Source organism: Neorhizobium sp. PAMB6716 (genome assembly GCF_058242805.1).
The window spans coordinates 1236880-1259667 of sequence record NZ_CM177835.1 but is presented as its reverse complement, the minus strand read 5'-3'; the positions used below and the strand labels follow the sequence as shown (position 1 = coordinate 1259667).

At 62.4% G+C, this 22788-nt stretch carries 19 protein-coding genes; 9 read left to right on the top strand and 10 right to left on the bottom strand.

Going from position 1 to position 22788, the window contains the following annotated elements; all coding sequences use genetic code 11:
* The 5 genes from AC4CWH_RS06060 to AC4CWH_RS06040 all read right to left on the bottom strand — a co-directional run bounded on the left by AC4CWH_RS06060 (position 1) and on the right by AC4CWH_RS06040 (position 7094).
* Complete coding sequence (locus tag AC4CWH_RS06060; protein WP_491320820.1) at positions 1–2028, bottom strand: hydantoinase/oxoprolinase family protein; 2028 nt, start codon at positions 2026–2028, stop codon at positions 1–3.
* 170 nt (positions 2029–2198) lie between these two features.
* A complete protein-coding gene (locus AC4CWH_RS06055) occupies positions 2199–3179 on the bottom strand; it encodes an AraC-like ligand-binding domain-containing protein (RefSeq protein ID WP_491320819.1) in 981 nt (326 codons plus the stop codon).
* A gap of 203 nt (positions 3180–3382) precedes the next feature.
* Complete coding sequence (locus AC4CWH_RS06050) at positions 3383–5743, bottom strand: xanthine dehydrogenase family protein molybdopterin-binding subunit (protein WP_491320818.1); 2361 nt, start codon at positions 5741–5743, stop codon at positions 3383–3385.
* Complete coding sequence (locus tag AC4CWH_RS06045; protein ID WP_491320817.1) at positions 5740–6225, bottom strand: (2Fe-2S)-binding protein; 486 nt, start codon at positions 6223–6225, stop codon at positions 5740–5742. The genes AC4CWH_RS06050 and AC4CWH_RS06045 overlap by 4 nt, the downstream gene beginning before the upstream one ends.
* Positions 6222–7094 (bottom strand): FAD binding domain-containing protein, encoded by an 873-nt coding sequence (locus tag AC4CWH_RS06040; protein WP_491320816.1) that lies wholly within the window; start codon positions 7092–7094, stop codon positions 6222–6224. Before AC4CWH_RS06040 ends, AC4CWH_RS06045 begins: the two co-directional genes overlap by 4 nt.
* Before the next feature lie 215 nt (positions 7095–7309).
* On the opposite strand from AC4CWH_RS06040, the gene AC4CWH_RS06035 reads away from it, so the two are divergent.
* On the top strand, positions 7310–8260 hold the full coding sequence (locus tag AC4CWH_RS06035; RefSeq protein WP_491320815.1) for a helix-turn-helix domain-containing protein: 951 nt from the start codon (positions 7310–7312) through the stop codon (positions 8258–8260).
* Between the two features lie 256 nt (positions 8261–8516).
* Here AC4CWH_RS06035 and AC4CWH_RS06030 read toward each other — a convergent pair whose 3' ends face one another.
* The 4 genes from AC4CWH_RS06030 to AC4CWH_RS06015 form a co-directional block, all read right to left on the bottom strand.
* Complete coding sequence (locus tag AC4CWH_RS06030; protein WP_491320814.1) at positions 8517–9824, bottom strand: amidase; 1308 nt, start codon at positions 9822–9824, stop codon at positions 8517–8519.
* Entirely contained in the window at positions 9821–11380 is a 1560-nt protein-coding gene (locus AC4CWH_RS06025) for an amidase (RefSeq protein WP_491320813.1), read from the bottom strand. The genes AC4CWH_RS06030 and AC4CWH_RS06025 overlap by 4 nt, the downstream gene beginning before the upstream one ends.
* A gap of 1 nt (position 11381) precedes the next feature.
* Positions 11382–12464, bottom strand: a complete 1083-nt coding sequence (gene rutA, locus AC4CWH_RS06020; RefSeq protein ID WP_491284832.1) for a pyrimidine utilization protein A — start codon at positions 12462–12464, stop codon at positions 11382–11384.
* A gap of 257 nt (positions 12465–12721) precedes the next feature.
* Positions 12722–13531, bottom strand: a complete 810-nt coding sequence (locus AC4CWH_RS06015; RefSeq protein WP_491284829.1) for a GntR family transcriptional regulator — start codon at positions 13529–13531, stop codon at positions 12722–12724.
* Between the two features lie 128 nt (positions 13532–13659).
* Here AC4CWH_RS06015 and AC4CWH_RS06010 point away from each other — a divergent pair, with 128 nt between their 5' ends.
* The 8 genes from AC4CWH_RS06010 (at position 13660) to AC4CWH_RS05975 (ending at position 21656) form a co-directional block, all read left to right on the top strand.
* Positions 13660–14880 carry an MFS transporter gene (locus AC4CWH_RS06010; RefSeq protein ID WP_491320812.1) on the top strand — a complete coding sequence of 407 codons (1221 nt, stop codon included), beginning with the start codon at positions 13660–13662 and terminating at the stop codon, positions 14878–14880.
* A 279-nt stretch (positions 14881–15159) separates the two neighbouring features.
* Complete coding sequence (locus AC4CWH_RS06005; protein ID WP_491320811.1) at positions 15160–16260, top strand: sugar ABC transporter substrate-binding protein; 1101 nt, start codon at positions 15160–15162, stop codon at positions 16258–16260.
* Positions 16261–16284: 24 nt separating this feature from the next.
* Positions 16285–17832 carry a sugar ABC transporter ATP-binding protein gene (locus AC4CWH_RS06000; protein WP_491320810.1) on the top strand — a complete coding sequence of 516 codons (1548 nt, stop codon included), beginning with the start codon at positions 16285–16287 and terminating at the stop codon, positions 17830–17832.
* Complete coding sequence (locus AC4CWH_RS05995) at positions 17829–18839, top strand: ABC transporter permease (RefSeq protein ID WP_491320809.1); 1011 nt, start codon at positions 17829–17831, stop codon at positions 18837–18839. Before AC4CWH_RS06000 ends, AC4CWH_RS05995 begins: the two co-directional genes overlap by 4 nt.
* Positions 18839–19042, top strand: coding sequence for a hypothetical protein (locus AC4CWH_RS05990; protein WP_491320808.1), 204 nt, complete (start codon positions 18839–18841; stop codon positions 19040–19042). The genes AC4CWH_RS05995 and AC4CWH_RS05990 overlap by 1 nt, the downstream gene beginning before the upstream one ends.
* The gene (locus AC4CWH_RS05985) at positions 19039–20457 is read left to right on the top strand and encodes an amidase (protein ID WP_491320807.1); all 1419 of its coding nucleotides are present in this window, start codon (positions 19039–19041) and stop codon (positions 20455–20457) included. Before AC4CWH_RS05990 ends, AC4CWH_RS05985 begins: the two co-directional genes overlap by 4 nt.
* A gap of 46 nt (positions 20458–20503) precedes the next feature.
* Positions 20504–21028, top strand: coding sequence for a flavin reductase (locus tag AC4CWH_RS05980; protein ID WP_491284814.1), 525 nt, complete (start codon positions 20504–20506; stop codon positions 21026–21028).
* Positions 21029–21242: 214 nt separating this feature from the next.
* Positions 21243–21656: a GNAT family N-acetyltransferase gene (locus tag AC4CWH_RS05975; protein WP_491320806.1), complete on the top strand. Its 414-nt coding sequence runs from the start codon at positions 21243–21245 to the stop codon at positions 21654–21656.
* An 8-nt stretch (positions 21657–21664) separates the two neighbouring features.
* Here AC4CWH_RS05975 and AC4CWH_RS05970 read toward each other — a convergent pair whose 3' ends face one another.
* Positions 21665–22780 carry an anhydro-N-acetylmuramic acid kinase gene (locus AC4CWH_RS05970; RefSeq protein WP_491320805.1) on the bottom strand — a complete coding sequence of 372 codons (1116 nt, stop codon included), beginning with the start codon at positions 22778–22780 and terminating at the stop codon, positions 21665–21667.
* Between the last annotated feature and the right edge of the window lie 8 nt (positions 22781–22788).

Here is a 22788-nt window from a genome sequence, read left to right as displayed (position 1 = left end):
TCAGCCTTTCGTTGCGATGACGATGTTCCGGAAGGCGTCGACCGAAGCGCTCATGTGCGGCGGAACGACTGTGGTGGAATCGAACTGTTCGACAATGGCAGGGCCGGTGAACCTCGCGCCGGCCTCCAGCATTTCCCGCTGGTAGACGGCGGCATCATGACCCGAGCCGTCGAACCAGACCTTTCGCCGGCCAATCGGATCCGGCGCATAATCCCTCACCGCATGTTTCGGCAGGTCGGCCTTTGGCACAACGCCGATCGCCTTGATCGCCAGCCGGAAGATCGACACCGGCGCCTCGTCACGGCGATAGTTGAACTCGCGCTCATGCTCCCCGTGGAAGGCCTCGATCAGCGCGCCGATGCTGGTGATGTGGGCCGGCGCCTGGATGGACAGCGAGCGCCACTGGCCCTGGTACATCATCTCGACCGTGCGCTGCAGGGCCATGTCGGCCACTGCTACGCCCTCATGCTCCAGCCGTTCGGCGGCTTGCACTTCCATCCGCCGAAAAGCCTCTTCCATCTCCTGCGGCGCCACCGTCGAGGCATCCGTCATGAAGCTTTCGGAAAAATCGTGCTGCACATCGACCAGCAGGCAGCCGAGCGCCGAGGTGACGCCCGGGTTCGGCGGCACGATGACCGTCGGGATGGACAGTTCCCTGGCAACGGCTGCCCCATGCAGAGCGCCGGCGCCGCCGAAGGCGACCAGAGCGAAATCGCGCGGATCATAACCGCGGCTGATCGATAACAGGCGCACGGCATTTGCCATGTTGGCATTGGCGACAGCGATGATCGCCTCGGCCGCCTGATGCAATTGCATGTTGAACGGTCCGGCCACCGTCTCGGCGACGGCGTCGGCCGCGCGCTGCGGATCAAGCGTGATCTTGCCGCCGGCAAGGCTGGTGCCGAGACGGCCGAGAACGACGTTTGCATCGGTATTGGTCGCGGTGCGATTGCCGTTGCCATAACAGGCCGGTCCCGGCGTGGCGCCTGCCGATTGCGGACCGTTGCGCAGCGAACCTCCCTCGTCCTGCCAGGCAAGCGAGCCACCGCCGGCGCCGATCGTCAGAACCTCGATCGAGGGGAAGCGGATCGGATAGCCATATTCGATATACCAGTCCTTGGTGATGCGGGACTGACCGTTCCAGGCGAGCGACACATCGGTCGAGGTGCCGCCCATGTCGAAACCGATGGAATTGGGGAAACCGCAGAGATTGCCGATGTAACGGCTTGCGATGGCGCCGGCGGCAATGCCCGATCCGGCAAGGCGAGCGGAATAATCCCGCACACTGGCCGGCGTCATCACGCCGCCGCCGGAATGCAGCAGAAGCAAATCCCTGGTGTAACCACCCGCCGCCAGTTTTTCTCCAAGCCGCGACACGTAATCAACCACGACAGGCGCGCAGACGGCGTTTGCCATGGTGGTCGAAAACCGCTCGTGCTCAAAGATTTCCGGCATGACGTCGCAGGAAATGGAGACCGGAATGTCGGGCATGGCCTCTGCCAGGATCTCGCGCATCCGCCGCTCGTTGGCACCGTTGACATAAGAATTCATGAAGCACACGGCGATCGATTTTACCCCGCGCCGGCGCAGCACGTCGGCCACGCGGCGCGCATCGTCCTCGTCGAGCGCCTGCAGGATCACGCCTTCCGCATCAACGCGTTCGCGCACCGTCAGCCGGTCGCGCCGCGGGATATAGGGTTTGGCGACATCCTTGTAGGTGTCCCAAAGGTCCTCCTTGTTGGCGCGGCGGATTTCCACCACATCGCGAAATCCTTCCGTGCAGACCATGGCCGACCGCGGCAGGCGGCGCGTGATCAGCGCGTTGGTGGCAACCGTCGTGCCATGCGAAAACATCGTCACCTCTGAAAGGTCGATGCCGCCCTGCTCTACGCCGTTGAGGATCGCCCGCATCGGGTCGTCGGGTGTCGATGCGGTTTTCTCGATGCGGATTGCACCGGTCTCCTCGTTCATGATGCAGATGTCGGTGAAGGTTCCCCCCACATCCACGGCCACTCTGGTCTTCGTCATATCCTTATCCCTTGCAGGCTGGTTTTGCCGGCCACAGCCGGGCGGCGCCCGCCCTTTCGGGCAGCGTTTCTGGTTGTCGTTTTGTTGGGGTGGGCTCGGATGCCCTGCCGGTCCCGGCCGATCATCTCAGGCCGGTTTCGGATCCATGGCGGTTTCGCCGAGAGGTGCGGTCAGTGCCGGCGGCGGCTTCCTGGAGCGTGGCCGGCCCGCAGCATCGCTTCGCGACGGGTGTCGCTTGGAGAACAGCCGAAGCGCGTCCGGTAATGTCGGCAGAACTGCGACTGGTCTGCAAACCCCCAGCGATAGGCGATTTCGGCGATGGTCGCGGTGTTGGTGACCGCCATCAGATCCTCGGCACAATGATCGAGGCGACTGTCGCGGATGAACCCGTTGATCGATTTCTGACTGTCCTGGAAAAGCCCCTGCAGATACCGCAGGGAGATACCACCTGCCTCCGCCACCGCCTGCGGCCCGAGGCTGACATTCTTCAGGTTGTCGCGGATATATTGCTCGGCCCGGTGCAGATGGCCCGCCCGGATCGACGATACGCTGCTGTCGAGCACACGGTCGTCACTGACGATGGAGAGGCACAGCATTTCGAGAATGTGCCGTCCGGTCATTTCCCGCGCAGCCTCCGACAGTTCGCCGATACGGCCGATCGTCGAGCGAACCGTATCGAGGAAAAGCGCCGCGACCCCTTGCGTCGCATCAAAACTAAGCGCGCTCAGCCGTTCCGTCGAGCCGATCCGAGAGCGGACGCTGGCGGATGGCACCTTCAGCACCCAGAGTGCGTTTGGCCGTCCATGCCAGAATTCGTAGGGCGCATCGCCCCGCTCCACAAGAAACCCGCCCGGATTGCAACGAACGCTGCGGGAGCCTTGCGAAAAATTCACCTCGCTGACCTCCGGAATGGTGATCAGCAGGCTGGCATCCCGCTCGTTGAGGAAATGCCGGCGGTGGCGTCGATAGGCGACGGCATCGCATTGCATCTTCGAGACACCGGCAAGGCCAAGCGACCAGGTTTCCAGCACACCGGTAAACTCGCGGCGGTTGCGATATTCCGTATCGAGCGGAAAATAGGTTTCGGTGACTGCGGCCTGCCAGGCATCTCCGCCGGACGGGCCGCCGATATTATCGACGACGTATCTCATTCCTCGATCCCCTATCGCCGGGCTTGCCGGTCTCTTCTTGTTGAGGTGAGAATACAGCAAATCGGGTGCCGGTATTGGCAAAAAACGCATAAAACCTAGCCGTCAGGCGGGGCTGTTTTTGCGCACAGCACCAATGCAGTTCGTCAAAACGCGACGAAAAGATGATACTGACGCGGCCCGTCCCCATGATAAGGCCATTGCCTTTACGTGAGGAGATTGTCGGCCCAGCGCGGATGGATATGCGGATGGGACAGCATCGGCTCCATGTCGGAAACCAGTGCCAAGGTCTTTGGCGCCGTCAGCGGCAGTTGCTGCACGCGTTTGCCCGTCGCGTTGGCGATGGCGCAGGCCATGGTCGCGCCGCCATTCATGATCGCGACTTCGGCAATGCCCTTGGTGCCCAAAGGTCCGCAGGACGGAGCGCCTTCGTAAAGGTCGATCTCGACATCCACCGCATGCTGCGCCAGCGGCAGGTGGTAGGTCTCGAAACCGTTCTGCTCGATCCCGCCGTCGGCGTCGATGGTGATCTCTTCGTGGATGCCGTAGCCGATGCCCTGCATGACGGCCCCCTGGATCTGGCCGCGCACAGCGCGCGGATTGATGGCCCGCCCGACATCCTGCACGACCCGGTAGGCAAGCACGTCCGTCTCGCCGGTCTCGGGATCAACGGCGACTTCCGCCTCGTGGACGATGAAAACGGGCATGTCCATGGCATCAAAGAAATGCCCGGCCGTGCATCCCGGCATTCCCTTGGCAATGCCTGGAGCGGTAAACGCGCCGGATCCGGAAATCGGTCCCTTGGTCTGCATGGCGCGGCCGACCACGGCTTCGATGGAGGCTCCAGAACCCGGCCGGCCCTTGATCTCGACCCGTCCCTCCCGCAACGTCAGCTGGTCGGGGCGGGTCTGCAGCAGTTCGGAGGCCGTCTCGAACAACTTTTCACGCACGACGGCACAGGCAGCGGTGGCCGCCGCCCCCATGGAAACGACGGTGCGGCCGCCGCCGGTGCCCATATCGTAACCGGCAGCGTCGGTATCGGCAGCCTTGACGATGACCTTGGACGGATGAATGCCGAGATTGGCGGCAACGATCTGCGGAACCCCTTGCGTGATCGAACCGGAGCCGATTTCCACGCTTGCGGTGATCAGCGTGACCGATCCATCCGCGTTGAGATTGATCGTTGCCGACGACGGGCCGACAAAGATGTTCCAGGTGCCGACCGTCGTTGCCATGCCGTAGAGCCGGTTGCCGGCCAGATGTTTCTTCGGTTCAGCCTTGGCGCGCAAAGCCTCCATACGCTCCAGCATGGGACCGAGTACATCGCCCTCGAAGACCTGACCGGTAGAGCCGAGATCCTTGTCGCGCAGCACGTTGCGTTTTCGGAAGACCATCGGATCCATGCCGGTCGCCTTGCAGATTTCCTCTGTGTGGCGCTCCAGCGCAAAGGCGTTATACGCACCGTTGCAGGAGCGGAAGGCGCCGTTCGGCGGCGTGTTGGTATAAACGACGCGGGTCAGGAACCGCGCCGAGCCCAGCCGGTAACTGGCGCCGAGCGTATGCGCGGTCATGGTCGACAGGAAGACCTGCTCGCCGCTATAGGCGCCGGCATCCATCAGCACCACCGCCTCACGTCCGGCAATGTCGCCTTCGGGGGTGATTGCCGAACGGATCCAGATATCGGCATTTTCCCGGCAGAGACAGGTGGTCGTTTCCTCCTCCCGGGTATTGACCAGCGAGACGGAACGTCCGGTCTTCTTTGCAAGGATCGCCGCCATCGGCTCGATGGAGGTGTCGAACTTCAGACCGAATGCACCGCCGACCGGCGGCACGGTGACCCGCACCTGCGACGGGTGGACGCCCAGCACGCGCGCCGTGATTGCCCGCACCGACCAGGGCACCTGGGTCGAGGTGACGATGTGGAACCGCTCGTCCTCGTAGGAGGCGACCGCACCGCGCGGCTCAAACGGGAAATGGCTTTGCCGCCCGACGCGAAATGCGCTTTCGACGATCGTCACGTCCGGCCGCAGGAAGGCGGCGTCGACGTCTCCGCGCACCACCGTGGCCTCCCAGGCGACATTGCCGCCACGCGGCACGCCGTCGATGAGAGCCTCGTAAGCCTTCACCTGCGGGTGGATGAGCGGTGCGCCTGGCGCAAGTGCCTCCTCCATGGTTACCGAAAGCGGCGTTTCCTCCAGTTCCACCACCACGAGGTCTGCGGCAGCCCGTGCGATTGCCAGCGTATCGGCGGCAATCGCACAGATTGGCTCGCCCTTGTAGCGGATGCGGTCGCTGGCAAACAGCGGCTGGTCGTTGAGGCCGACGCCATGCAGGCCGGGTGCATCGGCAGCCGTTGCGATGGCCCGCACGCCGCGCAGTTTTGCAGCTGAAGACACATCGATGCGCAGGATTTTTGCCGAGCCGACGGTGGAGCGTACGGTCACCGCACGCAGAACGTCGCTCGCCGCCATGTCGACCATATAACGGGTGCGGCCGGTCACCTTGTCGCGCCCGTCGCGCCTTGGCATGTCCATGACGGCAGTGTGCGGATCGACCTTCATGTTCATCGGCTGGCAACCTCTTGCGGGATGATACTGGGCGCGGTTACCGAAAGAACCGCATCGATGATCCGCTCATAACCGGTGCAGCGACAGATATTGCCGGAGAGCGCCTGCTTGACGTCTTCGCGTGTCGGGGCGGTATTGTGTTCGAGAAAATCGGTCAGCGTCACCACCATGCCCGGAAAGCACATGCCGCACTGCACGACGTCGTACTCCAGAAACGCGCGCTGGATCCCGTTTGGCTCGCCGGCCGGCGAAAGGCCCTCGATCGTGACCACCCGCGCACCCTCCAGCATGCCGATCGGCCGCTGGCAGGAAGGAACCGCATCCCCGTCGATCATCACCGTGCAGGCGCCGCAGAAACCGGCGCGACAGACGCTTTTGGTGCCGGTCATCCGCAAACTGTCGCGCAGCACGTCGAGAAGCGGAGTACGCGGATCGCCGGAAAACGCCCGGTCCTCGCCGTTGAGAAAAAATTCGACCGTCATGTCCGCGTCTCCATGGCGATGTGTTCGAAAGCGCGCCGCACCAGGGCGGGAAGCACCTGCAGCCGGTACCAGCCGGGCGCGTCGAGGCCCGAAACCGGGGTGAACTCACCGGCGAGTTCGCGGGCGATCTCCGCCATATCAAGCGGATCGGGGCGGCGGCCGAGCGCCTGCGCCTCGAACCTCAGCCACCGCCGCGCATCGGCCTCGACGGCGCCGACCGCCAGGCGCAGTTCGGACAGACAGCCGCTTTCGTCCAGTGTGAGGGCAAGGCTTATGATACAGACCGGATAGTCACGGTCCGGCGTGCGGGCATGCGCCGTCAGCCACCGGCGGCGTCGAAAATCGACATGGGTGACGATATATGGTGCCGGTTCGCGGCGGCGCGCCATGAATGCCTCAATGTCGAACGCGCGGCGGCCATCGGCGTCCAGCACGCCGACACGGGCATCAAGGCACATCAGGGCCGGGATGAGGTCGGCATTTGCAAACCCGGTGGAACAGAGATTGCCGCCGAGCGTCGCCAGCCGCCGGATGCCGGGATTGGCGGAGTGGCCGGTCGCGATCTTCAGCGCGGCGAGATCGCCGGCATCGGCCGGAATTGCGCGCGCAATCCGGTCATGGGTCGCCATCGCTCCGATCCGGCAATGGCCATCGCCAAACTCAACGCCGTGCAGTTCCGGGATCCGATGGAGGGCGATGAGATGGGGGGCCAGAATTTCGCCGCGCGTATGGCCCCGCATGATCCAGGTAGCACCGGCGACGAGGCGGCCTGAACCGTCGCTTGCCACGAGAAGAGCCAGCGCCTCCTCCGCAGTCTGCGGGGACCTGAGCCCCGTATCCTGAACGGTAAAGCCGGCATTGTCTGTCATGCGGAACGTCCCTGCCACTGTCGGAACAGGAGTATTCCACCGCAGCGCGACCGGTTCATGGTGTTTTGCGCCCAAGTTTTCGCAGGTAAGCGGCCTGCCGCTTGAGAGGACGGATTTGTTTGGACAGCCCAGCCACCCTCCGCTAGTCTTTACCCGGCTACAGTGGCTCGACTAGGATATCTGCGGTTCGGGCGTTGCCAGGAAGGCTGTCGTGCATGGCATCGTCTGCGATACAGCATCTGTCTGCAACCGGCCTGCAGCAATGGGCGCGGGCGATTTCGTCCACCTATTTCGCGCTGGATACGCTGAGTTCCGAACCGTCCAGTTTCAGGGGGCGCCTCGACATCTGCCCGCTCGGCGTCATCGACTTCACGCAGATCCGCAGCAGTAGCGTTCTTTATCGGCGCACGCCCAATCATGTGCGCGATGAGCAGGAAAGCGCACTGCTGATCACCGTGCCGTCGCAGTCAGAAATCGAGTTCCGGCAGTTTTCGCGCGAGGCGAAATGCGGGCCTGGCAGCTTCGTCATCGAGCGCAGCGATGCCCCTTACGAATTCACCCAGAAGCAGGGTGACGTGATGACGGTCGTCAGGGTGCCTTATGTGCATCTGGCCGCACGCATCGGCAACCTGCATCGGTTCGTGGCGCTGACGGTCGATGCACGCCAGGGTGTCGCCTCCTATTTCCTCTCGAGCCTGCGTCATGCGGCACACCATTTGCCGTTGCTCGACGACACTGCGCGCGATGCGGTCGGTTCGCATCTTCTGGAACTGCTCTGCATCGCGATGACCGAGGACGAGCGTTTCCTGGAGAGCAAAAGCAGCACAACGCAGGTCGCGCATCTCCATCGGGCAGAAGACTATATCCGCCGCAATCTGAGGGATCCCGACCTTTCGCCACAGAAGGTCGCAGAGGCCTGCGGCCTGTCGCTGCGATACCTGCAGCGGATATTCTGCGATGCGCAGCAGACGGTCAGCGGCTACATCCGCGACTGCCGGCTCGCCCGTTGCCATGAAGACCTGAAGAAAGCGGGACCGAGAGAAACGATCGCTGTCATCGCCTATCGCTGGGGTTTTGCCGACCAGGCGCAGTTTGGCCGTCACTACCGGGATCATTACGGCTGCACGCCCCGGCAAACCCGCAAGAGTGCAAACCCGAGGCAGTAGAGATCATCCATCGATAGCGGGCGTGCCGGTAGCTTCGTCATCTGGGCAATGCGCTTGATCCTGCCGCGCCCGGTCGCAATCCCCGCATCCGGAATGCCAAACGTCGATGTGACGGTCCCGTCACCGGTGACGTAAAGCGCCTTGAAGCCTATCGGGTGGGCGATCAGCGCCGAGATGCGGAGATCACGTCCTCTATTTCAGGAGTGAGCCGAGGCTTTGTTTCAGTGCCGGACAGGGCATTTTCTCGGTGATGCGCTCACATCGGATTGAGAATGGGCTCAAGACGTCTGGCCGCGTCAATCAGGTGTTTGTCGGCAAAACGCGTGGCAATCAGCGTGACGCCAACAGGCAATGTGGGGTGGCCAAGCGGCACCGGCATGTTGAGGCAGGGAACGCCGAGAAGGGTCCAGGACGCATTAAAGACCGGGTCGCCCGGGCGGCGTCCAACTGGCGCGAAACCCGGTGCGCTCGGCGCGATCAGAATGTCGAAATCCTGCATCAAAGCGTCAAATGCGATGCGTCCCAGCGCCATCGCATCATAGGCCTGCGCAAGCTCTCGCAGGCTGGAACCATCGCGATTTTCGACCCGATGGTGGAAATCATCATGGAGGGTTTTCCCATGGCGCCGGGCGAGATTGCGGAAAGACGCCTGCCCTTCCCGATGCAGGATCACACGGTGGTGGCGGTCGAGCGCTTCGAACCCGGCGGGCAGGTCAATGGACTGTACCGAATGGCCCTCCCTCTCAAGCCGCTCCTTCGACAGGTCGAGAGCCGCAAGACTTTCCGGCGCCAGGCGGTCGCGATAAGGCCCAGCCGTGATCGCGATCCTGAACTGCCCGGCCAAATCGGACGATACCAGCGTTTCATCGAGCCCGAGCACAGAGGCCAGCAAAGCCACATCGTCTACCGAGCGGCCGTACCAGCCGACAGTGTCGAAACTCTGCGCATAGATCTTTACCCCTTCGCGGCTTACCCGCCCGAAGCTTGGCTTGAAGCCGACAATACCGCAAAAGGACGCCGGGCGGATCGTCGAACCGCCGGTCTGCGTTGCCAGTGCCAGCGGCACATGCATGTCTGCAACGGCGGCCGCCGAGCCGGCGGATGAACCGCCAGGCGTATGCGCGAGGTCATGGGGATTGCCGGTTCTGGCATCGCGTCCGGCAGCGGCGAACTCCGTGGTATCGGTCTTTCCGAGAATGATGGCGCCTTCACTGCGCAGAAGATCGACGACAGCGGCATCGGCTGCGGGCCGAAAACCCTCATAAAGCGGCGAGTTATGCGTCGTCGCAAGATCGAACGTATCGAAGACGTCCTTCACGCCGATCGGCAGGCCGTGAAGTTTTCCACGCTCGGCCAGCGGCACGGCGTCGGCTTGGTCTGCCTGTTCAAGCGCCGTCTCACTGAGCGCGAGCCAGGCGCGGACGTCAGCATCCCGCTTGCCGATCCGCGCAAGGCAGGCCGCAACGAGGTCTCCAGCGGTCAATCGTCCCGCAGCCATCCGGCCCAAGGCTTCCGTCGCCGTCAGCGCGGCTGGATCCAGGTTGATTGGCGATAGAACGGTCATGCCGCATCCTCCCCAGGCATCATTCGATGAAACTCCGTCTCCTCCTGAAATGCGCGCCCCAGACGCAGGCAGAGCGCATCTGCACCGGGATGGCCGACAATCTGGATGCCGGTCGGCAATCCGGAGCGGCCGACACCTGACGGCAGCATCAGGGCTGGAAGCCCTGTCACATCGAAGATCATCGTGTTGCGCGAGATGATCGATTGGAAGGCATGGGGCTTGCCGTCGACATCCACGGTCAGATTGTCGAGATCACCGGCTTCGCCACCCAGTCCCGGCGTGACGATGGCATCGACCTCACCCATGGCCGACAGAAACGTTTCCAGTGCCACGGTCCGGCGCTGCAGGGCCTCACCATAATCTCTGGCCGAAAAGCCAAGCCCGTTTTTCAGGCGATGCAGAAGACCGGCATCGAAAAGTTCGGCGCGATCAAGGCGTGCCGCGTGAAGGCTTGCCAGTTCGCTCTGCAAAATGACCCAGCCGGCCTCATGCAACGGTTCCATATCGATCGGTGCAAGCGGCACCAGACGACAGCCGAGGGCCTCGAATTGCCGCAAGGCGGATTGCCAGTTGTCGAGCACATGCTGATCCACCGTTTCGGTAAACCAGGTGACCGGCACGCCGAGCCTGAGGCCCTGAATGGAGCCATTGTCCAGCAGCGCCGCCACTTGCCTAACAAGCCGCCCCGCCCCGTCCCAGATCATGAAGGGCAGAACGCGGGCGATGTCTTCGACCGAGCGTGCCATGGGGCCGACATGATCGAGCGTCCAGGAAAGCGGCGCAACGCCCTGCCGCGAGACCAGTTCGCGGCTGGGTTTCAACCCGGTTGTGCCGCACCAGCAGGACGGAACGCGGATCGAACCGCCGGTATCCGTGCCGAGAGCAAGCGGCATCAGCCGCGCGGCAAGTGCTGCACCGGCCCCTGTGGAAGACCCGCCCGTCCAGCGGCTACGGTCATGCGGATTGGTGACCGTGCCGAAACGCGGATTGTGCGGCGACCCGGCGGCAAATTCCGTCGTCGCGGTCATGGCAAAGGGAATGGCACCGGCGGCACGCAAGGCGGAGACCGCCGACGCATCGATAGACGCCACACGGTCACCCGTGAAGTGGGAACCGGAGGTGACGGTGGCTCCAGCGACATCGATGATATCCTTGACGCCAAAGGGAATGCCTTCGAGCGGCCGCGCACGGCCTTCCACTAGCCGCCGATCGCTGTCTCGCGCCGCCTCTTCAGCGTCGGGCACGAAGCGGAGAACCGCTTCTCCTCCCGTCCGTGTGGTTTCAATGCGGGCCTTGAGTTCTCCCAAAAGCTGAGAAGGACGCAAACTGCCGCTGGCATAGGCCGAGAGCAGTTCCGTCACCCCGGCGGCAAATGCAGGCCCCTCCAGCGGAGCAGACGCCCGCGGAAGCGCCACGGAACCCTTGTCCGCATCCGATGTCGCCGCATCGCGATGGATGCGATCGACACGCGTCGGGTCGGCCAGCGACATCGGATCGAACGAGACCCCCGCTGACGGACGAGGATCATCGAACGGCGCCGGGAAATCGGCCTTCACGTCATTCCGCCGCGATCTGGGTGGATGTGCGGCTTGCCATCAGCGGCTGGATGCGCTCGCCGAACTGGTCGAGCCCCAACAGGAAGTCGTCGAAGGTCAGCATGATGCCTTTGGTGCCCTCGACGTCGGCCGCCTCGTCCAGCATGCGCGCGACCTTTGCATAGGAGCCGACCAGCGTTCCCATGTTGAAGTTGACCGCACCTTCCGGGAGGTTGATGTGTTTGGCGGTCGAATTGGCGTCTGCCGATGCATCCTTGCTGCCCTGGTCGGCCATCCATGCGAGCGCATCGACATCGGCACCCTCGCGATACGTCTGCCACTTCGCCTCGGCCAGTTCATCCGTCTCGTCGGCAATCACCATGAAGAGAACATAGGCACCCACGTCGCGGCCGGTCTTTGCCGCTGCATCGAGCAGCGTCCGGTTGTTCGGGGCATAGGCGGTCGGCGTGTTGATGCCAGAGCCCATGACGAAATTGTAATCGGCATATTCGGCCGCAAATGCCATGCCGCGCGGGCTTTGACCGGCCGCCACGATCTCGATCTTGTTCGCAGGCATCGGCTTCATCATGCAGTCCTTCATGGTGAAGTGCTTGCCCTCGAAGCTGCAGCTGCCATTGGCCCACAGCTCCTTCATGATGTGCACGTATTCGGTCGAATAATCGTAGCGATACCCGAAATAATCATTGCCCGGCCAGATGCCCATCTGGTCGTATTCCGCCATCTGCCAGCCGGACACGATGTTCACGCCGAAGCGGCCGGGCGCCACGCTGTCGATGGTGGTTGCCATGCGCGCGACGATCGCCGGCGGCAGGGTGAGGACGGCGGTGGAGGCGAAGAGCTTGATACGCTCGGTGACGGCGGCAAGGCTCGCCATCAGGGTAAAGCTCTCCAGATTGTAATCCCAGAATTCAGCCTTGCCGCCAAAACCGCGCAGCTTGATCATCGAGAGTGCGAAATCGAGGCCGTATTTTTCCGCTTTCTGGACGATCTGCTTGTTCAGCTCGAAACTCGGCATGTATTGCGGCGATGCCGTCGAGATCAGCCAGCCGTTGTTTCCGATAGGAATGAAGACACCGATATCCATGTGGTTCCCCTTTTTGTATGACCTACACGCAAGCAGTATGTACGAACTAATGCAAAATTTTCTGAGGCTGTCCAGACAAAAATGCCCTAAGTTTAGCCTTGCATATTTTTCGATCATCCGCCGAAAACACGCGCAGGGAAAATTGCCGATCAACCGTTCAAACGGTTGCGCGCTGAGCAATCGAGGCACACGAAGGCAACACCGGCACCCGGAGGCACCGGCAGTTCGGGTCGGTCGGGAAAGCAGAAACGAGAGGCTCAGCTCTCGGCGCGAAGCGTCGTGGTAAAGGTGAAACGTTCAGCGGGAAGCACCTGGAAAGCGTATTCGAGAAGCCGTCGCCCCGAACCGAAGTAGCGCCGCGTGACAACGAGGGCGAGATCGCCGGCTTTCACATCCAGCCTGGCTGCAACCTCGGCGTCGAGGATCATCGGGCGAATATCCTGCTGGATCTCCTGGATCTTTTCGCCCGTATACTGTTCGATGTAATGGAAAATGGCACTGCGCGCGACTGTGATATCCTTCACGGCAGGCGCCAGTTTGGCGTCCACATAGACCTCGTTCCAGGAGAATGGCCGACTGCGATTGCCGGAATAACGAATACCGGCCATGTGGAGGAACTTGCGCCCCGGACGGCAACCCAGTTCGACGGCAAGCTTGCCCTGCGCGGAAATCTCTTCCTTGGTGTCGATGACGAATTCCGTCTCGGCTGCAATCTCGAAAAGCTCCGAGCGCGAATGGGCAATGAAGCGGTTCTTTTCCGGATCAAATCCCGCCTCGACCCGCGTGCCAACTCCCTTGCGGGCGGAAAGGCGCCCCTTGTTGCGCAGCGTGGCAATGGCCTGCCGGACCGTCTGCCGGCTGACGCCGAGCGCAGCGGCGATCTCGTTTTCCGTCGGAAGAAGCGAGCCGACCGAAAACTCTCCGTCGCTGATCCGGCTCTCCAGATGATGGGCGACCTGCAGGTAAAGCGGCGCCGTGTCCACCTCCGGCTTCCAGTCCATGCGCTTCTGATCCAAGCTCGACACCCCGATCGGCACAACGCCGAGTTCCTCTTGTCCGTGTTTCAACCGTCTTTCCAGTCAAAAGGCAAACGAAATCCGGGGGATTATGCCGTACAACCGCGGCGACTTGCAGACTTCGCGCAAATCAATTAGTACGTACTTATTCTAGACTCTCTCCCCGGGACAGCGACACCATGTCGGACTTCATTGCCGGAGAAGCCTCGCCTGCGCGACGCGCCTCCTCGCTCACCCAGACACTCCTTGCAGCCACGTTGATCCAGATCGTCGCGACAGCCAGCGTTCTTGCGCTGACCGCCATCGCACCGACGGTTGCGGCCGACCTCGATATCGGCGCCTACTGGATCGGCTATCAGATCAGCCTGATCTATTTCTCCGGCATGTTTTCCTCGGCCGTTGCCGGCACACTCGTGCAGCGCTTCGGCCCGGTGCGGATCGAGCAGGTCGCACTTGCCTGCTGCGCCCTCGGCTTCGTGGGGATCGCCAGCGCCAAGATCCCGCTGATCATTGCCGCCTCCTTTTTTATCGGCATCGGTTACGGCCTGAACAATCCGGCCTCTTCGGAAATGCTCAGCCGCGTCACCCCCTTCAACAGGCGCAACATCGTCTTTTCGCTGAAACAATCCGGCGTGCCGCTGGGCGGCATCCTGGCAAGTTTTGCCTTTCCGTTTCTCACGCGCTTCTTCGATTGGCACATCGCACTTCTGATCGGCGCGGTCGCACCACTCCTCACCATGGCACTTCTGGCTGCGACGCATGCCGCAGAGCCGGTTAATCCGGCGCCACGGCGGTCGCTTCTGAAGGGGCTTGCCGAGGAACAATCGATCATCTGGAAAAACCCGCGATTGCGGGCGCTTTCCGGCCTGGGTTTCGCCTATTCGGCCATGCAGCTTTCCGTCTCCGCCTTTGCCGTCGTGACGCTGGTGCATGACGCCGGATGGTCGCTTCTGTCGGCCGGCTCCGTCGCAGCGGCCATGCAGCTTGCCGGCGCCGTCGGCCGCATCTTCTGGGGCGTCGTTGCCGATCGGATCGGCGGCGGGTTCAAGACGTTGGCCCTCCTCGGCCTGCTCGGCGGCACCGGTTATGCGCTGCTGTTCTGGCTGACGGATCTGCCGACAGTGGCGCAGGTCATCCTGTTCGTCGCCATGGGCGCGGTGACCATTGGCTGGAACGGGGTCCTGCTGGCCGAGGTCGCCCATAATGCACCGGAGGGGCGGGTCGGCTCGATTACCGGCGGCGTTCTGGTCTATACCTTCATCGGTGTCATCGTGGGCCCCTCGACCTTCGGGAGCGTTTATGCACTCACCGGCCATTACGGCGCCAGCTTCATGGCATTCTCGCTCTTCGGTTTTGCAGGGCTCATTGTCGCCTGGCGCGCCCACAAGGCCAGCCGCTAGTCATTGCCTTCCATTTGTACTGACATAGTGCGCAGCATCCCTGATGCTGCGCTTGCGAAGCATGGACAAATCTCGACCCAACGCACCGAACGCGCCTATGGCGTAAGCGCCCTGTTGGCAGGCCTTTTGGCATTCGCCGAATAAATGTGCAGTGCAAAAAATTAGGCAAAATCGAGTTGACCTGATCTCGATTATGTACGTACATTACCTGTCAGCGGTTAAGGGAACCGCAATCATCGACACCGGGAAACCCGGGTCGCAGACAGGGGAACGTCGATCATGCGCCGCATTCTTGCCAGTTCGCTTTTGGCCGCCGCCACACTCGCGGTCGCCTCCATGCCAGCCGCCGCAGATCCGATGGCCGATGCCAGTGCCATTATCGCGGCGCACCGCGCCATGCCGGTCTTTGCCCCTCCCGGCGAGCCCTTCGATGCCAAGGCCTGCATGGCGAACAAAAAGGTTCTGTCGATCCCGATTTCGATGACAATCCCGTTCAATGTTGAACTTCAAAAGGCCATGGCGTCGGCAGCCGCCGAAGTGGGTTTCAGCTACACCACCTGGGACAACCAGCTGAAGATCGACCAGTGGGTTCAGGGCATCTCGCAGGCCATCAGCCAGAAATACGACGTGGTGGACCTTGCGGGCGGCCTCAATCCGGAAGTGCTGGGACCGCAGTTGTCCGAGGCCCGTGCGGCCGGCCTGAAGATCAGCACCACGCACTTCTACGACGTCACACAGCCCGCCATCAAAAGCGTCGACTACTCCGGCAAGGTCGATTTTACCGGCGCCGGCAAGCTTCTGGCGGCCTTTGCTTATGAGCAGACCAAAGGCAAGCCGAACGTGCTGATCATCGGCTCCTCCGACGTTCTTCCGTCCATTCCCTTCGTGAAGTCGATCCAGGATCAGCTCAAAGCGCTTTGCCCTGATTGCAAGCAGAAGCACCTCGATGTCCCCGTCTCCGAATGGGCAACCAAGATCCAGTCGGGCACACAGTCGGCGCTGCTCGCCGACCCGTCGATCAACTACATCCTGCCGATCTATGATTCCATGTCGCAGTTCGTCGTTCCGGCCCTGCGCATCACGGGTTCCGAAGGGGCCGTGAAGGTTGCAAGCTTCAACGGCACGCCGTTCGTGCTCGACATGATCCGCCAGGGGCAGGTCGAGATGGATATCGGCGAAAGCCTTGGCTGGGCGGGGTATGCGGCAATCGACAACATCATGCGCATGCTCTGCGGCAAGCCGGAAGTGGCCAAGCTCAACGTGCCCCTTCTCGTCTTCGACAAGGACAATATCAAGACCGCCGGTGTCCCGGCCAATTTCAATGACGGATACGGCGACGCCCATCTCGACGGTTTCCGCAAGCTCTGGATGCTGAAGTAGCCCAACGTCACCGGGAGCCGCGCGATGACCGAAAATGCCGTGCTCAGGATGAACAATATTCGCATGCGGTTCGGGAGCTATTATGCGCTGAAGGGCGTATCGCTCTCTATCCGCCGCGGCGAAGTGTTCGGCCTGCTGGGCCAGAACGGTTCCGGCAAATCGACGATGATCAAGGTTCTCGCCGGTTTCCATCAGCCCGAAGAGGGCAGCGAAGTGGTCCTCTGGGGCCAGGCGCTGCCCCTTCCTCTCGATCCGATGGATATCAAGAAACGCGGCGTCGCCTTCGTTCATCAGCATCTCGGCCTTGTCCCCTCGCTGTCCGTCCTTGAAAACATGCGCGTGACGGCGCTCGGGCAGAAAAGACCGTGGGGCGTAAACTGGAAGCGGGAAGCGCAGGCGATCTCGACCCTCTTTGCCGAGTTCGGCCTCGACATCGACCCTTATGCGACTATTGCCAGCCTGCCACCGGTTGAACGCGCCTTCGTTGCCATTATCAGGGCCTTCGAGGATCTACGTGCCTCCGATGCCGGCCATGGCGGCGAAGGCATCCTGGTGCTCGATGAACCGACGCCCTTCCTGCCGGCGCAAGACGTTCAAAGGCTCTTCACGCTGATCCGCTCCATCGTCAAAACCGGCGCCTCCGTGGTGATCGTCACCCACGATATCGATGAAGTCCGCGATATCACCGACCGTGTCGCCGTGCTGCGTGACGGCGAACTCATCGACATCCTCGACACAAGAACAGCCGAGCGCCAATCCATTCTCGATACGATCGTCGGCACGCGCATCGATCATTTTCAAAAGGATCGCATGGCGACGGAAGGCATTCCCGCAGCCGTGCGTGTCCGCGACCTCAGCGACGGCACGTCGCCCGGTTTCGACTTCGAGATCCGTGAGGGGGAGACGCTTGGGGTAACCGGCCTGATCGGCTCGGGTTTCGCATCGCTGCCATATCTGCTCTACGGCGCGCTCAGAGGATCCGGCACAATCTCGATCGACGGTCAGACAGTTGCCCTCTCCGCCATCACCCCCCGTCTGGCGCAAAAGCTTGGCATTGCGTTTCTGCCGGGCGACCGGCTGGGATCCGCCGGCATCGGCAGCCTGTCGGTGACAGACAATATCACCCTCCCGGTGCTGGATGGGCTGCTCAAACCCTATGGGCTCGATCGTCGCCGGATGGTGAGGGAGGCAGGCCGCCTCGGCCAGGCCTATGACGTGCGCCCCCAGGACCCGCAATTGCCGCTCGGCTCGCTCTCGGGTGGCAACCAGCAGAAGGTTCTTCTGGCCAAGTGGCTGCAGGTCAAGCCCAAGCTGCTGATGCTCGACGAGCCGACGCAGGGCGTGGATTTCGGTGCCCGCCAGCAAATCTTCCAGGCGCTCGACAGGGCGGCCGCAGAGGGCACCGCCATCCTCTGCGCCTCCACCGACAACGAACAGCTCGAACAGATCTGCGACCGGATCATCGTTTTTTCCCGTGGACGCCCGGTCATCGAGCTGAAAGGGGCCGAGATTTCCCGCAAATCCATCACCGAAGCCTGTTTCCACAGCCATGAAGCGGAGGTTGCAGAATGACGACGCTCGACCTGACAACGACAAAACCCCTCCCCAAGGCCAGGAGCCGCTTCACGCTGAAGACAGAGGCCGAACGCTTCGCGCTCGTTGTTGCCTGGCTGCTGCTGATCGCCATCTTCGGATTTCTGATGCCGGATTCCTTCCTGAGCTGGCGCAGTTTCTCCACCCTGTTCGGCTCTCAGGCCATCCTCGTCGTCCTCACGCTTGCGATCATCATTCCGCTGACCTCCGGTGACTTCGACCTGTCGGGCGCTTCCACGCTCACCATGAGCTGTATGTTGATCGCGGTCTTGAACGTGAAGCTCGGCTGGCCAATCGTCCCGGTGATTGTCGTGGCGCTTGCAAGCGGCATCGTCATCGGTGCGGCCAATGCCGTGTTTGTGCTTTATTTCCGCATCCATTCGCTGATCGTGACGCTCGGCATCGGCACCTTCGTCAACGGGCTGATCCTCTGGGTCAGCAATAGCCAGACGATCTCAGGCGTCTCCATGGATCTCGTCGAGTGGGTGATCATCAACCGCTTCCTCGGCATCCCGCTCGCCTTTTTCTATGCTATGATCCTGGCGGCGATCCTCTGGTATGCGCTCGAATACACGATCCCCGGACGCAAGCTGCTCTTTGTCGGGCGCGGTCGCGAGGTTTCACGCCTGAACGGCATCGATGTCGATCGGGTGCGCGCCACCTCCTTCATCCTCTCTGGCCTGATCTCGGCCTTCGCCGGCGTGCTTTATGCCGGCATGACCGGTTCTGCCGACCCGCTGTCGGGCTTGAACCTTCTGCTGCCGGCCTTCGCGGCCGCTTTCCTCGGTGCCACGACAATCTCCCCTGGGCGGTTCAACGCCTTCGGTGCGGTGATCAGCGTCTATTTTCTCGTCACCGGCATTACCGGGCTGACCATGCTGGGCGCCGATGCCTATGTGCAGAACCTTTTTTATGGCGGCGCGCTCGTTATTGCTGTCTCGCTCAGCCAGTTGGTCCGCAACCGACAACCGCAGGATTTCAGCTGATGGATATCGAAGACGTCATGAACGCGGTCGCAGAAGCCTATTGGGGCCGCCCGGCCATTGATGCGGAACTTGTTGCCATGGTCGGTGAGATGCGCCGGGATTCTGCTGCAATCGCCGCATCCCCCGAAGGCCAGAGAGGCGCTCTGTTCACCGTTGAACCGGCAGCCTTCGACCGGATCCTGCAGACGGAGGCAGACCGATGAGCCTTGATAATCCCGGTTCACTTGCGCAAGCGGCAGCCGCCGTCAAGGCGCGCCGCATCAGTGCCGTGGAGCTGACGAAAGCGGCACTCGATCGCGCCAGATCAAGCCATGAGCGGCTGAACGCCTTCATCGACATTGAAGAGGAGCCAGCCTTGCAGGCGGCCCATCGCGCGGATGAGGCTCTGGCACGCGGCGAGGCAACGGGTGTCCTTCACGGCGTGCCGCTTGCCCACAAGGACATGTACGACCGCAAGGGATTCGTCACCGGCTGCGGCTCGAAGATACGCGCAACCCATCAGGCTGCGGAAACCTCGACCGTGATGCAGCGACTTGAAGCGGCCGGTGCGGTGTCAATCGGGCGGCTCAACATGAGCGAATTTGCCATGGGGCCGACCGGCCACAACTTTCATCACGGCCGGGCGCTCAATCCGATTGATCCGGCGCGGATTACCGGCGGCTCCTCCTCCGGCAGCGGATCGGCCGTCGGCGGTGGTGTGGTGCTGGCCGCACTCGGCTCCGACACCGGCGGCTCCATTCGTTTGCCGGCCGCCTGCTGCGGCGTCGTGGGCATCAAGCCGACCCAGGGCCGTGTCAGCCGCCATGGTGTCATGCCCCTCTCTTTCTCGCAGGATTGCGTCGGCCCCCTCGCCCGCAGCGTCGACGACGCCTATCTCCTCCTGCAGCTCATTGCCGGACCGGACGGGCGCGATACCACATGCGTGACCGCTCCGCCTCCTGCCGCCCTGACGGATGACGTTTCGACACTGCGCGTGGGAATGCTTGGCGGACTTTTTGAGACCGGGCTCGACGCTGTCGTGGGTGCGGCACTGGAGGCAACCGGGCAGCTCTTGTCGAAAGAGGTCGCGACGCTTGCGATGATCAAGGGCACCGAAATGCCGTCCATCGCCGAACTCGCCAATGTCATTGCCATGGCCGAGGCCGGCACGGTGCATTTCGACTGGATGCGGGAGCGACCGGAAGATTACGGCCCGCAGATCCGCATGCGGCTTTCGCAGTCGCTGGCGATCCCGGCACCGATCTACCTGCGGGCGCTGCAGATCCGGGCGACCATGCTCCAGGCCTTTCTCGATGAAACCTTTGCCAAGGCCGATGTTCTGATTGCACCCGCAATGCCCTTCCTCCCACCGCTTTCAAGCGAGGTCGACATCGGTGCGAGCCCCAAAATGAACGCCGTGGTGAGCGCCCTGACATCCTTTACCCGGCCGTTCAGTTTTTTCGGCCTGCCCGTCGTGACACTGCCGGTTGCCGCCTCTCCCGAGGGCCTGCCGATTGCCATGCAAATCATCGCAAGACCCTGGCGGGAGGATCAGGCGGCAAGCGTCGCACGCCGGCTGGAGCAGATCCTCGCACTGCCGGCCTTTACATCATCGCTGCCGCCGCGATCGGCGGCATGAGCAAACCAACAGCAAGATTATCCGCATGCCTGAAAGGATGACCACGATGAACAGCGTTGCCAATTTTGCACAACCGGTGGACGCCGTTCCCCCGATCGCCCGCGAGGCTTTCCGCAACGCCATGGCGAAAATGGGCGCGGCGGTCAACATTATCACGACCGATGGCCCGGCCGGGCGCGCCGGCTTTGCCGCAACGGCGGTCTGCAGCGTCACCGACAGTCCCGCCACCCTGTTGATCTGCCTGAACCGTACGGCATCGGTCTTCGATGCGGTGATCGGTAACGGCGTGATCTGCGTCAACGTCCTTGCCTCTGCTCACGAGGATCTCTCCAACCTCTTCGGTGGCAAGACATCGGTCGACGCGCGTTTTGCGGCCGCCGAATGGCGTCAGGGCAAGAGCGGTACGCCCGTGCTCTGTGATGCCCTGGTCTCGTTCGAATGCCGCATCAGCGCCGAAGCCGATGTCGGCACGCATCGCGTTCTTTATTGCACGGTGGAAGAGATCCATGATGGCAGCGATGCCGAGGCACTGATCTACTTTCAGAGAGCCTATCGTCGCGTCGGCGGGTGAGCCCATGTCGTCGCGCCAGCCGGCAGCGTCGACCACCATTTCAGACCGAACAGGCGCCGGCCGACCGCTTGGCGGAAAGCCCGCGTCCTCTGACCGGTGGGCTTGCGCAGTTATGCCGCGACCGGCAACCCGTTGCATCACGCGGATGGGCACGCTCCAGCTGGATTAAGCCCGAATTCGTCGTATGGTCCTCCATCACAAGACGGGGACCAAAATGCATCTTCTCGTAACCGATACGGACGCCAACGGCGACATCGCAACGATCGGCAGCAATCTTTCCGCCTTCAATGAACAGGATGTCGGCGCGTCCGAGCGGCGGATACTCGCCCTTGTCGTGAAATCCGATGCGGGTGTCCTGATGGCCGGGCTCAGCGGCTATACCGCCTGGGGCTGGCTTTATATTCAATGGCTGTGGGTTCACGACGATCTTCGCGGTCAGCATATGGCAGGCCGGATGCTGGACGCCGCCGAAGACGAGGCCCGCAAGCGGGGCTGCCGTGCCGCCTGGATCGACACGTTCAACCCGGCAGCGGAAAAAGCCTATACTCGCCAGGACTATACGGTCTTCGGCGAACTGCCCGATTTTCCGCTCGGACGCAGCCGGAAGTTCCTGCAAAAACAGCTCTGAGGTAAAGCCTATCCAGCCAGCTTGCCACCGGTCATCGGTTCCGGTGCGCCGGTGGTGCTTGGAAAACTGATTGGCAGGCCGCGCAGCACCCGGACAGCGAGGAACGCAAAACACTCCGCCTCCACGGCATCGCCCCGCCAGCCGAGCGTTTCGGCCGGCAGAACTTCTACCCGGGCGCGTTCTGCCAACATCTCCATCAGAACCGGATTGTGCCGACCGCCGCCGCTCACGAACACTTTTGCCGGACGCCGCGGCAGGAGATCGAGCCCCTTGCCGACGGCGCTTGCGGTAAAGGCCGTCAAGGTCGCTGCACCGTCTTCGGCGCTCAGACCCACGGCCATGGCTGCGCCAAAATCGAAGCGGTCGAGCGATTTCGGATAGGGAGCGTGGAGATAGGGGTGTTCCAGCAGGCGCTTGAGGCGGGCCTCGTCCACCTGCCCCTGCCGCGCCAGCGCCCCGTCGCGGTCCATATCGCCCAGGCCTTTGGCTTTGACGAAATCATTGATCGGTGCGTTGGCAGGCCCCGTGTCGAAGGCAACCAGCTGACCCTTGCCATCGCTCCAGGTGATGTTGGCGACACCGCCGAGATTGAGGATGGCCGCTTCGCCCTCCTCTGCAGCACTTTTTAGAAGAGCAGCATGGTAGACGGCGGCAAGCGGTGCCCCCTGCCCGCCGGCTGCCACATCGGCACTTCGAAAATCATAGGCGACCTTGACGCCGAGCAGGCTTGCCATCAGGGCGCCGTCGCCCAGCTGGCGGGTCGCGCCGATGCGGCCGGGCTTTGGTGCCCGGTGCAGCACGGTCTGGCCGTGAAAGCCGACGACACCGATATCTTCCATCGCAAGCCCGGCCTCTTCCACCAGTGCGCGCACCGCATCCGACTGCGCCCGCGTCAAAGCCTCTTCCGCTTCGGAAAAGATGGCAGGCTCCGGCCCATCGAAATTCCAGCGGCGGGCCTGCTGCAGCGTTTCCTCCAGAAGATCGCGCACCGGCTGACCATAGGGCGCCAGCGTATAAAGACCGAAACGCTCCACCGTCTCGCCATCGGTCTTCAGAAGGGCAACGTCGATATTGCCGTCCAGAACGGTTCCCGTCATCAAGCCCACGGCCCAGATTGGCTGCATCGTTTTTC

What these genes read in the sequence shown, in the direction of transcription:
- AC4CWH_RS06060 (WP_491320820.1), bottom strand. Translation starts at nt 2,028, where the DNA reads ATGACGAAGACCAGAGTGGCCGTGGATGTGGGGGGAACCTTCACCGAC.
- AC4CWH_RS05985 (WP_491320807.1), top strand. Translation starts at nt 19,039, where the DNA reads ATGAGCCTTGATAATCCCGGTTCACTTGCGCAAGCGGCAGCCGCCGTC.
- AC4CWH_RS06035 (WP_491320815.1), top strand. Translation starts at nt 7,310, where the DNA reads ATGGCATCGTCTGCGATACAGCATCTGTCTGCAACCGGCCTGCAGCAA.
- AC4CWH_RS05975 (WP_491320806.1), top strand. Translation starts at nt 21,243, where the DNA reads ATGCATCTTCTCGTAACCGATACGGACGCCAACGGCGACATCGCAACG.
- AC4CWH_RS05970 (WP_491320805.1), bottom strand. Translation starts at nt 22,780, where the DNA reads ATGCAGCCAATCTGGGCCGTGGGCTTGATGACGGGAACCGTTCTGGAC.
- AC4CWH_RS05995 (WP_491320809.1), top strand. Translation starts at nt 17,829, where the DNA reads ATGACGACGCTCGACCTGACAACGACAAAACCCCTCCCCAAGGCCAGG.
- AC4CWH_RS05990 (WP_491320808.1), top strand. Translation starts at nt 18,839, where the DNA reads ATGGATATCGAAGACGTCATGAACGCGGTCGCAGAAGCCTATTGGGGC.
- AC4CWH_RS06040 (WP_491320816.1), bottom strand. Translation starts at nt 7,094, where the DNA reads ATGACAGACAATGCCGGCTTTACCGTTCAGGATACGGGGCTCAGGTCC.
- AC4CWH_RS06055 (WP_491320819.1), bottom strand. Translation starts at nt 3,179, where the DNA reads ATGAGATACGTCGTCGATAATATCGGCGGCCCGTCCGGCGGAGATGCC.
- AC4CWH_RS05980 (WP_491284814.1), top strand. Translation starts at nt 20,504, where the DNA reads ATGAACAGCGTTGCCAATTTTGCACAACCGGTGGACGCCGTTCCCCCG.
- AC4CWH_RS06000 (WP_491320810.1), top strand. Translation starts at nt 16,285, where the DNA reads ATGACCGAAAATGCCGTGCTCAGGATGAACAATATTCGCATGCGGTTC.
- rutA (WP_491284832.1), bottom strand. Translation starts at nt 12,464, where the DNA reads ATGGATATCGGTGTCTTCATTCCTATCGGAAACAACGGCTGGCTGATC.
- AC4CWH_RS06050 (WP_491320818.1), bottom strand. Translation starts at nt 5,743, where the DNA reads ATGAACATGAAGGTCGATCCGCACACTGCCGTCATGGACATGCCAAGG.
- AC4CWH_RS06030 (WP_491320814.1), bottom strand. Translation starts at nt 9,824, where the DNA reads ATGACCGTTCTATCGCCAATCAACCTGGATCCAGCCGCGCTGACGGCG.
- AC4CWH_RS06010 (WP_491320812.1), top strand. Translation starts at nt 13,660, where the DNA reads ATGTCGGACTTCATTGCCGGAGAAGCCTCGCCTGCGCGACGCGCCTCC.
- AC4CWH_RS06005 (WP_491320811.1), top strand. Translation starts at nt 15,160, where the DNA reads ATGCGCCGCATTCTTGCCAGTTCGCTTTTGGCCGCCGCCACACTCGCG.
- AC4CWH_RS06045 (WP_491320817.1), bottom strand. Translation starts at nt 6,225, where the DNA reads ATGACGGTCGAATTTTTTCTCAACGGCGAGGACCGGGCGTTTTCCGGC.